Genomic DNA, 14,733 nt, shown 5'->3' on the forward strand with positions numbered 1-14,733 from the left:
TCTCCCGCGACAGCGCGCCGGCTCCGTTCTCCCGTTGGGACATTGTGCTCCTTCATGGGGAAAACGTGCCCGCAGTGCGGATGAGGGTACGGCGTGGCGTGGTGCTTGGGAGCGTGTCGTATGTGTGCATCTTCCGCGACGACAGTTATTAGGAATGGCAACAACAACAGCACCAGCGGCACCGCAGCAAAACACCACACAACACCGCTCCACCCTGCGTAATCCGGTTTTTTTGCATTACCCGTCGTCCCGTTTTGATGAGTGAGCCATGACTTCGCAGCCCAATCTTTCGCCAGTGCAGCCGGGTACGTCCTTGTTTGCCGAGACGCTTGCCGAGCAGCGTGCGCAGCAGTTCCGGATGCGGCGCTTGCAGGTGCACAAGTGGGGTACCTTCAACGGGCTGACCGAAGTGCCGATCGCGGAGAAAGGCTTCCTGTTCGTCGGCCGCTCGGGTTCGGGCAAATCGACCTTGCTGGATGCGATGTCGGCCTTGCTGACGCCACCGAGCATCGTCGATTTCAACGCCGCCGCGCGCGAGGCCGAACGCAGCGGGCGCGATCGCAGTCTGGTGTCGTATGTACGCGGCGCCTGGGCCGATCAGCAGGACAGCACGTCTGGCGAAATCGCCACGCAATACCTGCGCAAGGGTGCCACCTGGACCGCATTGGTGCTGGAATACGCCAACGCGCACGGCGAGGTGGTGAGCCTGATCCGCCTGTTCTGGATCGCCGGCAGCGGCAACGCGGCAGCCGATGTGCGACGCCATTACATGGTGGCGCCGCGCAGCTTCGACGTGGCGACCGAGCTGGACGGCTTCGATCTGGACCTGCGCAAGCTCAAGGCGCGGCTGGGCCAGGAGATCGCGCATTTCGATGGCTTCGCCGGCTATGCCGAACGCTTCCGGCATGCGCTGGGCATCGGCAACGAGATGGCGCTGCGGTTGCTGCACAAGACCCAGTCGGCCAAGAATCTGGGCGATCTCAATGCGTTCCTGCGCGGCTTCATGCTGGACGAGCCGCGCACCTTCGAAGCGGCCGATCGGTTGGTGGAGGATTTTGCCGAACTCAATGGCGCGCACCACGCGGTGGTCACCGCGCGCCGCCAGGTGGAAACGCTGACGCCTGCGCGCGAGCACCATGCGGCGTTGATGGCATTGCGCCACAGCGTTGGCGAGTTGCGCGAGCTGCAGTTGGGCGTGGACAGCTATCGCGAACAGCAGCGGCTGGCCTTGCTGGAAGAGCGGCTGCAGGAGCTGGACAACCAGGACCGCGGCCTTGCCGGCGAAGAAGGCCAGCGCCGCGAATCGCTGGATAACCACGAACAAAAACTGGTCGGCCTGGAGCGCGAGCAGCGCGCCGCCGGGGGCGAGCAGATCGAAGAGCTGGAGCGTGAGCGTGCGCGTGTGGAACGCGAGCGCGACGAACGCCTGCGCCGCCGTGCGCAGATCGAGCAGGCTTGCCGTCAACTCGGTACCGCGTTAGCTGCCGGTGCCAGCGGCTTTGCTGCGCAGATCGCACATGCGCAAACCGTGCTGGATAACGGCAAGCACGACGCCAGCGCACTGGATGACGCCATTGCCGAGCGCATGGGTGCGCGCCGCGATGACGAACGCCGCTTTGCCGAGATCCGCGCCGAACTGGATGTGCTGAAACGCGCGCCGTCGAGCATGCCGGCCCCGATGCAGGCCCTGCGCGCGCGGCTGTGCGAAGACATCGGCCTTGCCGAAGCTGCGCTGCCGTTCGTTGGCGAGTTGGTGCAAGTGCGCGACGACCAGATGGCCTGGCGCGGTGCGATCGAGCGCGTACTGAACGGCTTTGCGCAATCGCTGCTGGTGGATGAGCGGCATTACGCGCAGGTCAGCGAATGGGTCAACCGCACCCACATCGGCACGCGCCTGGTGTACTTCCGTGTGCGCCGTAACGACGATTTGCACGCGCGGCGCGTCGATCCCGATGCGCTGCCTGGCAAGCTCCAATTGCGCGAGCACGCCTTTACCGACTGGTTGCGCAACGAACTCACCCGTCGCTTCGACTACGCCTGCGTGGACAACGCAAACGCGCTGCGCAACGCCGACCGCGCGATCACCCGCGAAGGGCAGGTCAAGCATCCCGGCGATCGCTATGAAAAGGACGACCGCCACGCGGTCAACGACCGCAAGCGCTGGCTGCTCGGTCACGACAACCGCGACAAGCTCAAGGTGTTCGAGCGCGAAGCGCAGGCGCTGGCCCAGCAAATCGCCAGCTGCGATGCCGATGTGGCAGCGCTGCGCAAGCAGCGCGAGCAGGACCAGGAACGCCAACTCGCTGCGCATACCCTGGTGGAGCGCGACTGGGACGAGATCGACGTCGGCCCCAAGCTACAGCGGCTGAGCGATATCGATGAGCAGTTGGTGCAGCTGCGCGAAGACAACAGCGGCTTGCGCGCGCTCGGTCAGGCGATCGACACCGCACGCACCTTGCGCGACCAGGCCAAGCGCACTTACGACGATGTGCGGCTGGAACGCGCGCAACTGGCGCGCGAGCGTGTGCGGCTCGAACAGCAGCACGCAGCGTGTGCTGGCCGCGCCGGTACCGCCACGCTCACCCCCACGCAGTTGCAGGGTTTGCGGGAACGGCTTGCTGCATTGACGCCGTTGTCGCTGGACAACCTGGAAGCACACTTCCGTGTGGTCGAGCGTGGCCTGGCCGAGCAGCTTGCCGAAAGCCAGGGCCGCGACAGCCGGCTCAGCACGCAGTTGCTGGAATGCTTCCGCCGGTATTGCCAGCAGTGGCCTGAAGACAGCGGTGACTTCACCGTGAGTCTGGCCAGCGCCGACGATTTCCTCGCGCGCCTGGACCGACTGGAAAGCGATGGCCTGCCGCGCCACGAGCATCGCTTCTTCGACCTGTTGCAGACCCAGAGCAAGAACAATCTGCTGGCCTTGCAACGCCACACTGCCGAGGCCCACAAGGGCATCAAGCAGCGCATGGACGAGGTCAACGCCAGCCTGGAGCAGGTGCCGTTCAATCGTGACACCGTGCTGACCATCGAAGTCAGCGACCGCCGCCTGGCCGAGGTGCAGGAATTCCAGCAGCAGTTGCGCGCGGTGCTGTCGCATCAACAGACCGAAGACCGCGCTTTGGCCGAAGCGCAGTTTTCCACCTTGCGCGCGCTGGTGGCGCGCCTGGGTGCACAGGAACCGGAGGCACGCCGCTGGCGCGAACAGGTGCTGGATGTGCGCCTGCATGTGGAATTCATCGGTGTGGAACTGGATGCGCAAACCCGCGCGCAGGTGGAGATCTACCGCAGCGGCGCCGGCAAGTCCGGCGGTCAGCGGCAGAAGCTGGCAACCACCTGCCTTGCAGCGGCGCTGCGTTATCAGCTCGGTGGTGAAGACGGCGAATTGCCGCGTTACTGCGCGGTGGTGCTGGACGAAGCCTTCGACAAGGCCGATAACGAATTCACCGCGCTGGCGATGAATATCTTCGAAAATTTCGGTTTCCAGATGGTGGTGGCCACGCCGTTGAAGTCGGTGATGACGCTGGAGCCCTTCATCGGCGGTGCGTGCTTTGTCGAAATCAGCGGTCGCCACAACTCCGGCGTGCTGTTGATCGAATACGACGAGCAGGCGCAGCGCTTGAAGTTGCCCGAGCGCTCGCGTGGCGATGAGGCAGCGGTGGCCGATGCCACTGACGCCGCGCCATCGATCAAGGCTGCGAGCGAGCCTGAAGAAGTGCAGGGTGCTGCAGCCGCAGATGGCATTGCAGCGGACGACCTTCCAATGCACGAGGCATCGCCTGTGCCGGGCCACGCAACGCCTGCGGTAAAGAACAAGCGCAGTGGCAAGCGTGTTCCCGCAGTGGCGACGACGAACAAGCAGAACAAAAACGAGCAGAACAAGAAGGCCAGGACCGCATCTTCCACGCGCGCGGTGGCACAGCCTCAAGCAACCCAGCCGAAAAAATCGCCCGTGCGCACATCGGCTGTGACTGGCAAGCCGGCATCGGACAACCGCACATCAGGCGCGCAGCAAGCGCCGGTGGTGTCGTCAGGAGCTGCGTCCAAATCCAACGTGGGCAAGACCACGCGCTCTTCAAAAACCCAGGGTAAGCCGATGACGGCGACGCGCGCTTCCAACGCCACATCCAAGAAGGCCGCCGCCAAGCCACGTGCATCAACCGCGTCGACGGGGCAGCCAGCACGTGGCGCCGGCAAGACAACCTCGGCACGCGCGGCGGTGAAACCGTCGCCGGCTAAAAAGCGCGGTGCGAAGGCAGGTACTGTCCAGCCGCGCGGCAAGCGCTGAAAAAAGTGCACAGGTGATGCCATCTGCACGGTGGCGTCGCCGCATCGGTTACGCCGCGCTGGCAGCAAGTTGCCATTATTGGTGCAGCAGATCCCAGCCCATCTTGCCGATCAGCACGATCACCAGTACCAGGAACAATTTGCGGATCAACGGGGTGCCACCGCGTAACGCCATCCGCGTGCCGGCCACCGCGCCGGCCACGTTCGCCGCCGCCATCGGAATACCGATCGCCAACATCACCTGCCCGCTGGGCAAAAAGAACGACAACGCTGCAAGGTTGGTGGCCAGGTTGACCACCTTGGCCGCCGCCGAGGCACGCAGGAAATCCAGCCCGAAAAAGCGGATAAACAGAAAGATCAGAAAGCTGCCCGTGCCTGGGCCGAAGAACCCGTCGTAGAAGCCAATCGCCGCGCCCATCGCCAATGCAGTCGCCAGCTCGCGCCGGCCGATGTCGCGTGGCCGATGCAGTGCGCCGAAGTCCTTCTTGATCAATGTGTAGATCAGCATCGCGATCAGCAGCAGCAAAATCAGCGGCCGCACCGCTTGCTTGGGCATCAGGCTGACGGCGGTCGCGCCCAAGAATGAAAACGTAAACGCTGCCGCCGTTGCATACAGCACCGGCCGCCACGGAAAGCGCACGTTACGCGCATACCGCCACGCCGACGCACCGGTGCCGAACATCGCACTGAACTTGTTGGTGCCTAAAATCAGCGATGGCGCCTGTTGCGGCAGCGTCGCAAACAAGCCCGGCAACTGGATCAACCCACCGCCGCCGACCGCCGCATCCACCAGCCCGGCCACGAACGCGATGCACAGCAGCCACGGCAATTCGGTGGGAATCAATTCCGGCAAGGTCACGCTCCGCAAGACGGGGCCGCCAGCATAGACGCAGCGCACTCGCACAGGCCCGCCCAGAGTCAGAGCCCCAATACCGCGACAGCAGCCCCTCTCCCAGCGGGAGACGGGTTGGGGTGAGGGTAGGGCACGAAGCCCTCGTGCCGTGCAATTGCAAGAGGCTGTTATCCGTCGCCCTGAACCCTGCAAGAAGCATTCTCCTAACCAAAGCCTCAAGCCGCTTGCATGAGAGCGTTCTTGCAAACCAACTCGTCAATCAATCACTCAACCTCCCGCAACTCTTCAGCAACGCGTACACATCCGCATTCCGCATTCCGCATTCCGCATTCCGCATTCCGCATTCCGCATTCCGCATTCCGCATTCGCATCCCCAATCCCCAATCCCCAATCCCCAATCCCCAATCCCCAATCCCATCCCGCACAATCCCCGCATGCCAACCTCCACACCGACCGACCCCTGTCCCTGCGGCCGCCCCGCCGATTACGCACGCTGTTGCGGTCCGTACCACTCCGGTACCGCCGCGCCCGATGCCCAAACCCTGATGCGCGCGCGCTACAGCGCCTATGTGCGTCGCGACGCCGCGTACCTGCTGGCAAGCTGGCATCCGTCCACGCGCCCGGCTGAGCTGTCGCTGGACGAGGGCGGGCGCACCACCTGGCTCGGCCTTACCGTGCAGCGCACGCTAGACACTGGTCCCGACACGGCCGAGGTGGTCTTTCTGGCGCGCTATCGCATCGGTGGCGGCAGCGCGGTGCGCATGACCGAGCACAGCCGGTTCGTGCGCGAAGGCGGCCACTGGTACTACCTCGACGCCCGCTGAGCATCACGCCGGCCAGTCGTCACCGCGGCCAGCAATACAACCACTGCCGCAACCGTATGCGGCTCACCAACACACGCCCCGTTCAATACGCAGCCCAGCAAGCCCGTTCAGCCCGACGAACGGTCTCCAGGCCCGCGGTTTGTCGACGCCACGTTCGCAGCCGATCCCCGAAGCTTGCCGCGCAGGCGAACTCCGCCGCGGGCGGTGGGACTCGGAGCATGCAACCTTGAATCTCTGGCAATGGGCGATTTTGGCGGCGGTCGTGTTTGCGATCGTGCTGCCCGCGTGCGTGGCCACCGCATTGATTCGGTTCGGCCCGCGCCACGATGCACCGCGCCGTGCTCGCACGCGCCGACTGGCCGAAAGCGCTCCCTCCGCGCCGGCCCTGTCGCTGCTGACCGGGATCGCGGGCGAGAGCAGCTAAGCCAGCCAGGCCGGCGGCAACATCGCCCGCACTGAGCCGCAGGCCTCCCCGAAGACGCATTACCCATCGCCATCCTGCCCCCCTGTCGCCAGCCAGGTTGGCTATGCTCGGCGGCTCGACTTGCCGCGCAGGAGCACTCCACCGCATGACGTCCGCCCACCCGCCGGCCACCGCGCCATGACGCTGCCCCGGTGCGCATTGCCGTTAGTGCTGGGACTGCTTCCGCTGGCCGCTTGCGCCGATCCGGCCTTCGACCGCTGCCTGGCTGGCCTGCAGAGCCAGGCAGCGGCCAAGGGCGTGGACGCTGCCAGCTTTCAGCGCTTCACCGCCGGGCTGGTGCCCGACCCCAGCGTGTTACCGCTGCTGGATGCGCAGCCCGAGTTCACCACGCCGATCTGGGATTACCTGGCCAGCCTGGTCGACAGCCAGCGCGTCACCGATGGCCAGGCCATGCTGGTCACTCACCGCGAGCTGCTGAGTCGCCTGTCCGAACAGACTGGCGTGGACCCGGCCACCGTCGTGGCGGTGTGGGGCGTGGAGAGCGACTACGGCCGCGTCACCGGTAAGCGCCCGTTGTTGGTGTCGCTGGCCACGCTGTCGTGTGCAGGCCGCCGCCAGCCGTTCTTTCGTGGCGAATTCCTCGCCTTGCTCAGCTTGCTGCAGCAAGGCGATCTGTCTGCCGATGGACTCACCGGCTCCTGGGCCGGCGCCTTCGGGCAGACCCAGTTCATGCCTTCGACCTACGCCCGCATCGCGGTGGATGGCGACGGCGACGGGCGCCGCGATCTGGTTGCCAGCATTCCCGACGCACTGGCCTCCACCGCCAATTACCTGGTCAAAGCCGGCTGGGAACGCGCCCGCCCGTGGGGCATGGAAGTCACGCTGCCGCGCGGGTTCGACGCCAGCAAGGCCGGGCGCACCCGCCGCCAACCGCTGCAGGCCTGGCAAACCGCTGGCCTGCTCGGCACGGATGGTAAACCGCTGGCGCCCACCGGGTTGCCGGCAGAGACACCTGCCGCCTTGCTGCTGCCGGCCGGCGCCACCGGCCCGGCGTTCCTGGTGTTCCGCAACTACGACGCGATCTACGCCTACAACGCCGCCGAAAGTTACGCGCTGTCCATCGCCCTGCTCGCCGACCGCCTGCGCGGAGTCCCTGGCCTGGTGGCGGCCTGGCCCACCGACGACCCCGGCCTGGGCCGGCCCGAACGGCGCGAATTGCAGCAGTTGCTGCTCGCTCGTGGCCACCAGATCGGCGAGGCCGACGGCATGGTCGGCAGCGCCACCCGCCGCGCCATCCAGGTCGAGCAGACCCGCCTGGGCCTGCAACCGGCCGACGGCCGCCCCGGCCAACGCATCCTCACCGCCCTGCGCGCCGCCCCGCCGGTCGCCGGCGCTGCCGCCATCCGCGCCACCGCTTTCAAGCTGCCGGCCGCATACCCCGCCTTCGCTCAATCCCCCATCGTCCACAAGGCATCCCCCATGTCCGACATCACCGGCCTGACCACAGGCGATTTCCACGGCTTTCCGTCGCTGCTGATCGATACGCCGTTCTCCACCGCCGCCATCAGCCTGTTCGGCGGCCAGCTCGTGTCGTTCGTTCCCAAGGGCGGGCAGGACGTGATGTGGCTGTCGCCCAGCGCCCAGCAACCGCCCACTCCGATCCGCGGCGGCGCGCCGGTGTGCTGGCCGTACTTCGGCCGCCAGGACCAGACCGGCGACGTGCCCGCACACGGCTTCGTGCGCACCGTGGCGTGGCAGCTCACCGAAAGCCGCCGCGAAGACGACGGCACCGTGGTGCTCACGCTCACCCCGCCGCGCTTGGACGACCTGGCGCTGCGCCTGCGCATGACACTGCGCATCGGCCGCACGCTGGAGCAACGCCTGATCACCGAAAACATTAGCGGCGCCTCGGTGCGTTTCACCCAGGCGCTGCACAACTACTTCCACGTCGGCGACGCGCTCAATGTCAGCGTGCAGGGCCTGGACGGCCTGGACTATCTCGATAAATACGAGAACTACGCTACCGCTCACCGTCAGCAAGGCGACTGGAGCCTGCGCGACCCACGCGACCCTGGCCGCAGCGACCGCATCTACACCAACGCTGGGGGCCGCTACACGCTCACCGACCCGGTGCTTGGCCGCCGCATCGTCATCGCCACCGAAGGCAGCCGCTCCCTGGTGGTCTGGAACCCGGGCGAAGAGGCCGGCAAGAAGATGGCCGACGTGGGCGACGGCTGGCGCGACTATGTCTGCCTGGAAGCAGCCAACGCCGGCCCGGACGTCATCGAACTCGCCCCCGGCGCCAGCCACACACTGAGCCAGACGATCAGCGTCGAGTAACCGCAACACCGGCCGCCGACACGAACGGCACAGCAGAGCACGAACATCAGCCTCAGCCCTTCTCCTATCGGGAGAAGGTGCCCGCAGGGGCGGATGAGGGTGCGGGCGTAGCCACGTGCAGTTGACCAACCCGAACGCCTTGCGCGGAATCTCACCGCCAACGCATCTCATTTAAGTTAGAGGAGCTCCAACTCCATCACGTTGATCCTGCTTCACCCAACAGACCCAGCGTTTCCCTCGCTACACTCGCCGCTTCGCCCAACTGCGCCGCGCGATGTCTCTCTCTCCTGATTCCGCTCCCATCCCGGGGCGCCGCCGCGCCGCGCTGATCTTCATCTTCATCACCGTCTTGATCGACGTGCTGTCCTTCGGGGTGATCATTCCGGTGCTACCGGATCTGGTGCGTCACTTCACCGGCGGCGACTATGTGGTGGCCGCCGGCTGGATCGGCTGGTTCGGCTTCCTGTTCGCTGCCATCCAGTTCGTCTGCTCGCCGTTGCAAGGCGCGCTCTCCGACCGCTTCGGCCGCCGCCCGGTGATCCTGCTCTCGTGCCTGGGTCTGGGCCTGGACTTCATCCTGATGGCCATCGCCCACAGCCTGCCGATGCTGCTGCTGGCGCGGGTGATCTCCGGCGTGTGCTCGGCCAGCTTCTCCACCGCCAACGCCTACATCGCCGACGTCACCCCCGCCGACAAACGCGCCGGCGCGTTCGGCATGCTCGGTGCCGCGTTCGGTATTGGCTTTGTCGCTGGCCCGTTGATCGGCGGTTGGCTGGGCAGCATGGGGTTGCGCTGGCCGTTCTGGTTTGCGGCCGGCCTGGCTTTGTTGAATGTGCTGTACGGCTGGTTCGTGCTTCCCGAATCGCTGCCGGTTGAACGCCGCACCGCACGGTTGGAGTGGTCGCACGCCAATCCGCTTGGCGCACTCAAGCTGCTGCGCCGCTATCCGCAAGTGTTCGGCCTGGCCTCGGTGGTGTTCCTGGCCAACCTGGCGCACTACGTCTATCCCAGCATCTTTGTGCTGTTTGCCGGCTACCAATATCACTGGGGCCCGCGCGAAGTGAGCTGGGTGCTGGCCGGGGTTGGCGTGTGCAGCATCATCGTCAACGTATTGCTGGTCGGCCGCCTGGTGCGTTGGCTGGGCGAGCGCCGCGCCTTGTTGCTGGGGCTGGGCTGCGGGGTGATCGGCTTTGTCATCTATGGGTTGGCCGATAGCGGCGCCGCGTTCCTGATCGGGGTGCCGATCAGCGCGTTGTGGGCGCTTGCCGCCCCTTCCGCGCAGGCACTGATCACCCGCGAGGTCGGCGCCGATGCGCAAGGCCGCGTGCAAGGCGCGCTCACCGGTCTGGTCAGCCTGGCCGGCATCGCTGGACCGTTGCTGTTCGCCAATGTGTTCGCCTGGTTTATCGGCAGCGGTGCGCCGCTGCATCTGCCCGGCGCACCGTGGTTGCTGGCCGGTGTGTTGCTCGCAGCAGGCTGGGCCATGGCCTGGAGACGGGCAGGGCGGGGCGCTGGCACCGCGCCCGCCGCGCAGGCATAACGCCAACCTATTCAGCTTGCGCTCGCGTCCGCTTTTTCTGATTTGCGTGCGCGCTGCTAGGCTGGTGTTCTTCGTGCCGCGGCACTGCCTTGAGTTCTTATGCCTTCCGACGCCCTGGCAGTTCCGCCATCGGCCGCGCTCGCGCTGCGCCACGCCACCCAGGATGCCCATCGCCTGGTCGAGGCGGTCCCGCTGATGCAGGCGCTGGGGCAGGGGCAGATTGATTCGGCGGCCTATGCGCAGATCCTGCGTCGCCACCATGGCTTGCTGGCCGGCTTCGAAGCGCAACTCAGCGACTGGCTCACCACCCTGGTCGCCAACGGCTGGCATTACCGCCGCCGCGTACCGGCTTTGCGCGAGGACTTGCGTGCGCTCGGCCAGCAACCGGACTTGCCGGTGGCCTTGCCCAGCGTCGCCGACGATGCCGCGCGCTGGGGCATGTTGTATGTCATCGAAGGCTCGCAACTGGGCGGGCGGATGATCGCGCGCAGCGTGCGCAAGCAGCAGCCCGCGCTGGCTGGCGCCCTGCGCTATTTCGAGCTGGCCGACGACGACCCGGCCGGCTGGCGCCGCTTCCAGGCAGCGCTGGATCGACGCCTCGACACCCCATCCGCGCGCGACGCCGCCATCGACGGCGCGCAGGCCATGTTCGCCCACTTCCATACCTGCCTCGCAGCGGAGCCGCACCCGTGAATCAGCCCATCGAACCCCTGGATATGGATGTCTGCGCGCGCGAGCCGATCCATATTCCCGGCCTGATCCAGCCCTACGGCGTGTTGCTGGTGATCGAACCGGCCGATGGCCGCATCGTGCAGGCCAGCAGCACCGCCGCCGAGTTGCTCGGCGTGCCGATGGATGCGCTGTTGGGCATGGCCTACACCCAGGTGCTGCAACTGCCGGACGCACAACCTTATGCGGTGGACGATCAACCACAGCATCTGCTGCATGCCGATGTGCGCTTCCCACAGCGCAGCGCGCCCACCGATCACCCCTGGGTCGCCGCCTGGCATTTGTATCCGGAGCAATGGCTGATCGAGATCGAGCCGCGCGATGCGCGCCTGATGGACGTCACCCTGCGTGAAGCGCTGCCGCTGTTGCGCAGCATCGAGCGCGATGCGGGCATCGACGAAGCGGCCGTGCGCGCGGCCAAGGGCCTGCGCAGCATGATCGGCTTCGACCGCGTGATGGTGTATCGCTTCGACGAAGAGTTGAATGGCGATGTCATCGCCGAAGCGCGCCAGCCCGAACTGGAGGCCTATCTGGGCCTGCATTATCCAGCCAGCGACATCCCGGCGCAGGCACGCGCGCTATACCTGCGCAACCGTGTGCGCCAGATCGCCGATGTGCGCTATCAGCCCTCGCCGATTCAACCCACCCTGCATCCGCGCCTGGGTACGCCGGTGGACCTGAGCGATGTCAGCCTGCGCAGCGTCTCGCCGGTGCATCTGGAATACCTGGCCAACATGGGCGTCAGCGCCACCCTGGTGTCCTCGATCGTGGTCAACGATGCGCTCTGGGGGCTGATTTCCTGCCACCACTACAGCCCGCACTTCACCAGCCATGCCATGCGCGATGCTACCGATGCGGTGACCAGCGCGCTGGCCGGGCGCATCGGCGCGCTGCAGGCGGTTGGGCGGGCGCGATTGGAATCGGTGCTGCTCACCATTCGCGAAAAACTGATCACCGACTTCAACGATGCCGAGCACCTGACCGTGGACATGCTCGCCGACATGGCCCCGGACCTGATGGACGTGGTCGACGCCGATGGCGTGGCAATCTTCCATGGCAATGAGATCAGCCGTCATGGCAGCGTGCCGGATGCAGAGGCGTTGCGCCGCATCCGCGAACATCTCGAATCCGAACACCACGACGCCCTGCGCGAGGATGCGGTCGGCGCCCTGCATGTGGACGCCATCGGCGAGGTGTTCCCGGACTTGGCTGACCTCGCCCCACTGGCAGCCGGTTTCATCTTCGTGCCGCTGATGCCGCAATCGCGCAGCGCTCTGCTGTGGACCCGCCGCGAACAGGTGCAGCAGGTCAAATGGGCCGGCAACCCGCAGCTGGCCAAGCTGCAGGACATTCCCAACTCGCGGCTGTCGCCGCGCAAGAGTTTCGACCTGTGGCAGCAGACCGTGCGCGGCCGCGCGCGGCGCTGGTCGCCGCTGCACCTGGAATCGGCACGCAGCCTGCGCGTGCTGATCGAACTGATGGAGCGCAAGCGCTTCCAGCAGGACTTCACCCTGCTCGAAGCCTCGCTGTCGCGACTGCGCGACGGGGTGGCCATCATCGAACGCGGTGCCAACGCCGCTGCGCACCGGCTGATGTTCGTCAACCCGGCGTTCGCCGAACTCAGTCAGACCGAAGTGGCCGACTTGATCGGCTGCGACATCCTCGCCCTGCTGGCCGACGATGCTGCGCGGGGCAAGGTCGAACTGCTGAAGGATGCGCTGCGCCTGGGCCGCGCCGCCTACGTCACCCTGCCGCTGCGCACCCAGGATGGTGAACCGGCATATCGCCAATTCCATCTCGAACCCTTGCCCAGCCCCAGCGGCGTCACCGCGCACTGGCTACTGCAATTACGTGATCCTGAATAAGAGCAGCTGACAAAGACGACTGCGCAGCCGCCAGGCGGGCGCGGCCGGTGCTCGGACTCGGCATGTACCACGCGTACACTGCAATTGTGAGTGCGCCGTCCGCGCTCACCTGACAGGTGCTCGCTACGTTTTGTTAGCCGCTCTTAGCGCTGCTTCCTATATGGTGAGGACGCTGGGTGCCGGCGCACTGCCTGCCTTGCCTTTGTTGCAGGCGAGGCATCGCGTCGACGGGATGCCTCGAGCCGACGAGCAGGGCTTGTTGACGCGATGCCTCGTGCTACGGCGCTGTCTTCGGTCGCAAGGCCAGCAACGTGATCGTTCCGGCGACCAAACCCCAGAACGCCGCGCCGATCCCGCCCAGCGTCAGCTCGGAGGCAGTGACCAGAAAAGTGATCAACGCCGCTTCGCGTTCGCTGTCCTCGCGCAGTGCCGCCGCCAGGCTATTGCCAATGGTCCCCAACAGCGCGATCCCGGCGATCGCCATCACCAGTTCGCGCGGGAAGGCCGCAAACACCGCCGCCACGGTTGCCCCGAAGAAGCCGATCAGCACGTAGAACACGCCTGCGCTCACCGCCGCGGTGTAGCGCCGCGCCGGATCTTCGTGCGCTTCCCGGCCCATGCAGATCGCCGCGGTAATCGCTGCCAGGTTCAACGCAAAGCCACCGAACGGCGCCAGCACCGTATTGACCGCGCCGATCCAGCCGATCGTTGGCGAGATCGGTACCGCATAGCCGGATGCCCGGATCACCGCCACACCCGGCACGTTCTGCGAAGCCATGGTCACCACAAACAACGGAATCGCCAGACCAAACAGCGCCGACCACGACAGCGAAGGCACCACCAGCACCGGGTGGGCCAATTCCAATTGCACTGTCCCCAACTGCAGCAGCCTGCGGCTTGCGGCAATCCCAATGCCCACCAACAAGGTCGCAATCACTGCATAGCGCGCAAACCAGCGCCGTCCGCATAGATAGGTGGCCAGCATCGCCAGCGCCAGCAGCACCTGGCTTTGCATCGCCAAAAAGATGTCCAGGCCGAAGCGCAATAGCACTCCGGCCAACATGCCCGAGGCAAGAGAGATCGGAATGCGGCGGATCGCTCGCTCAAACAATCCCGAAAACCCGGCCACCATTCCCAAGACCGCAGCCACCACAAACGCACCGATGGCCTCGCGCAACGGCACCCCGGCCGCGCTGCCGATCAACATCGCTGCACCTGGCGCGGACCAAGCCGTGACCACAGGCACCCGGTAGCACAGCGACAACCCAATACAGGTCACGCCCGTGCCGATGCCCAGCGCCCACATCCACGACGCAATCTCCGCCTGATCGGCGCCCAGATGACGCGCGGCCTCGAACACGATCACCGCAGAACTGGCAAACCCCACCAGCACGGTGACAAAGCCGGCGGCAATCGCAGGCAGGGACAGATCGCGGAGCAGGTTGCGGGAAGCGGGCATGAGAGTCGCTCTATCTAATGCATGCATCTTCGCCGAGCCCACCGGCGATCGATAGCTGGGTGATACGTGTACGGCTGTCGATCGCTGTAAGAGTGCCAGCCCGCATGCGGGAGTGACCAGAGCGCGCAATCGCCTGCAGCACAAAGGCGGCTGCAGGTCGATGTCATGCCGCTGTCAAAAAGTACTTGCACTTCTGCGTAGTCTCGATAAACTGCGCGACCTCGCTCAGGACGGCGGCGCTTCTTGAAGCATCGCAATAACGAGCGCGGCGAATCGGAAACATCACATGGTGTTGACGAAACGGAAAAGCCGGCTATGATGGGCGGCTAGCTACACGGAAAGACGCTACGGCGGATTGAGGTGCAGTGGCGGCAACTTCCTCTTCACGAGGGGTTGACGAGGATGAAAAGCCTGC

General features: G+C 65.8%; 9 protein-coding genes and 1 other RNA gene. 8 read left to right on the plus strand and 2 right to left on the minus strand.

What is annotated here, in order from left to right; genetic code table 11:
- Positions 1 to 268: 268 nt before the first annotated feature.
- Positions 269 to 4,285: an SbcC/MukB-like Walker B domain-containing protein gene (locus tag NX05_RS07230; RefSeq protein ID WP_039432040.1), complete on the plus strand. Its 4,017-nt coding sequence runs from the start codon at positions 269 to 271 to the stop codon at positions 4,283 to 4,285.
- Positions 4,286 to 4,360: 75 nt separating this feature from the next.
- On the opposite strand, the gene NX05_RS07235 is transcribed toward NX05_RS07230, so the two are convergent.
- Entirely contained in the window at positions 4,361 to 5,143 is a 783-nt protein-coding gene (locus NX05_RS07235) for a sulfite exporter TauE/SafE family protein (RefSeq protein WP_039432038.1), read from the minus strand.
- Between the two features lie 428 nt (positions 5,144 to 5,571).
- Here NX05_RS07235 and NX05_RS07240 point away from each other — a divergent pair, with 428 nt between their 5' ends.
- The 7 genes from NX05_RS07240 (at position 5,572) to NX05_RS22025 (ending at position 12,998) form a co-directional block, all read left to right on the plus strand.
- The gene (locus NX05_RS07240) at positions 5,572 to 5,961 is read left to right on the plus strand and encodes a YchJ family protein (RefSeq protein ID WP_080764591.1); all 390 of its coding nucleotides are present in this window, start codon (positions 5,572 to 5,574) and stop codon (positions 5,959 to 5,961) included.
- Between the two features lie 226 nt (positions 5,962 to 6,187).
- Positions 6,188 to 6,385: a hypothetical protein gene (locus NX05_RS07245; RefSeq protein WP_039432037.1), complete on the plus strand. Its 198-nt coding sequence runs from the start codon at positions 6,188 to 6,190 to the stop codon at positions 6,383 to 6,385.
- A 177-nt stretch (positions 6,386 to 6,562) separates the two neighbouring features.
- Positions 6,563 to 8,725: a lytic murein transglycosylase gene (locus tag NX05_RS07250; protein WP_039432035.1), complete on the plus strand. Its 2,163-nt coding sequence runs from the start codon at positions 6,563 to 6,565 to the stop codon at positions 8,723 to 8,725.
- A 274-nt stretch (positions 8,726 to 8,999) separates the two neighbouring features.
- Positions 9,000 to 10,265 carry a TCR/Tet family MFS transporter gene (locus tag NX05_RS07255; RefSeq protein ID WP_010380087.1) on the plus strand — a complete coding sequence of 422 codons (1,266 nt, stop codon included), beginning with the start codon at positions 9,000 to 9,002 and terminating at the stop codon, positions 10,263 to 10,265.
- A gap of 99 nt (positions 10,266 to 10,364) precedes the next feature.
- Positions 10,365 to 10,958: a biliverdin-producing heme oxygenase gene (locus tag NX05_RS07260; RefSeq protein WP_039432033.1), complete on the plus strand. Its 594-nt coding sequence runs from the start codon at positions 10,365 to 10,367 to the stop codon at positions 10,956 to 10,958.
- Positions 10,955 to 12,859, plus strand: a complete 1,905-nt coding sequence (bphP, locus tag NX05_RS07265) for a bacteriophytochrome BphP (RefSeq protein WP_039432031.1) — start codon at positions 10,955 to 10,957, stop codon at positions 12,857 to 12,859. Before NX05_RS07260 ends, bphP begins: the two co-directional genes overlap by 4 nt.
- Positions 12,860 to 12,921: 62 nt before the next feature.
- Positions 12,922 to 12,998, plus strand: a non-coding RNA gene (locus tag NX05_RS22025) — sX9 sRNA.
- Between the two features lie 138 nt (positions 12,999 to 13,136).
- Here NX05_RS22025 and NX05_RS07270 read toward each other — a convergent pair.
- Positions 13,137 to 14,318, minus strand: a complete 1,182-nt coding sequence (locus NX05_RS07270; RefSeq protein WP_039432029.1) for a benzoate/H(+) symporter BenE family transporter — start codon at positions 14,316 to 14,318, stop codon at positions 13,137 to 13,139.
- Positions 14,319 to 14,733: the final 415 nt, after the last annotated feature.

The organism is Xanthomonas vasicola, from assembly GCF_000772705.2.
In the GTDB taxonomy this organism is placed as follows: Bacteria; Pseudomonadota; Gammaproteobacteria; order Xanthomonadales; family Xanthomonadaceae; genus Xanthomonas; species Xanthomonas vasicola.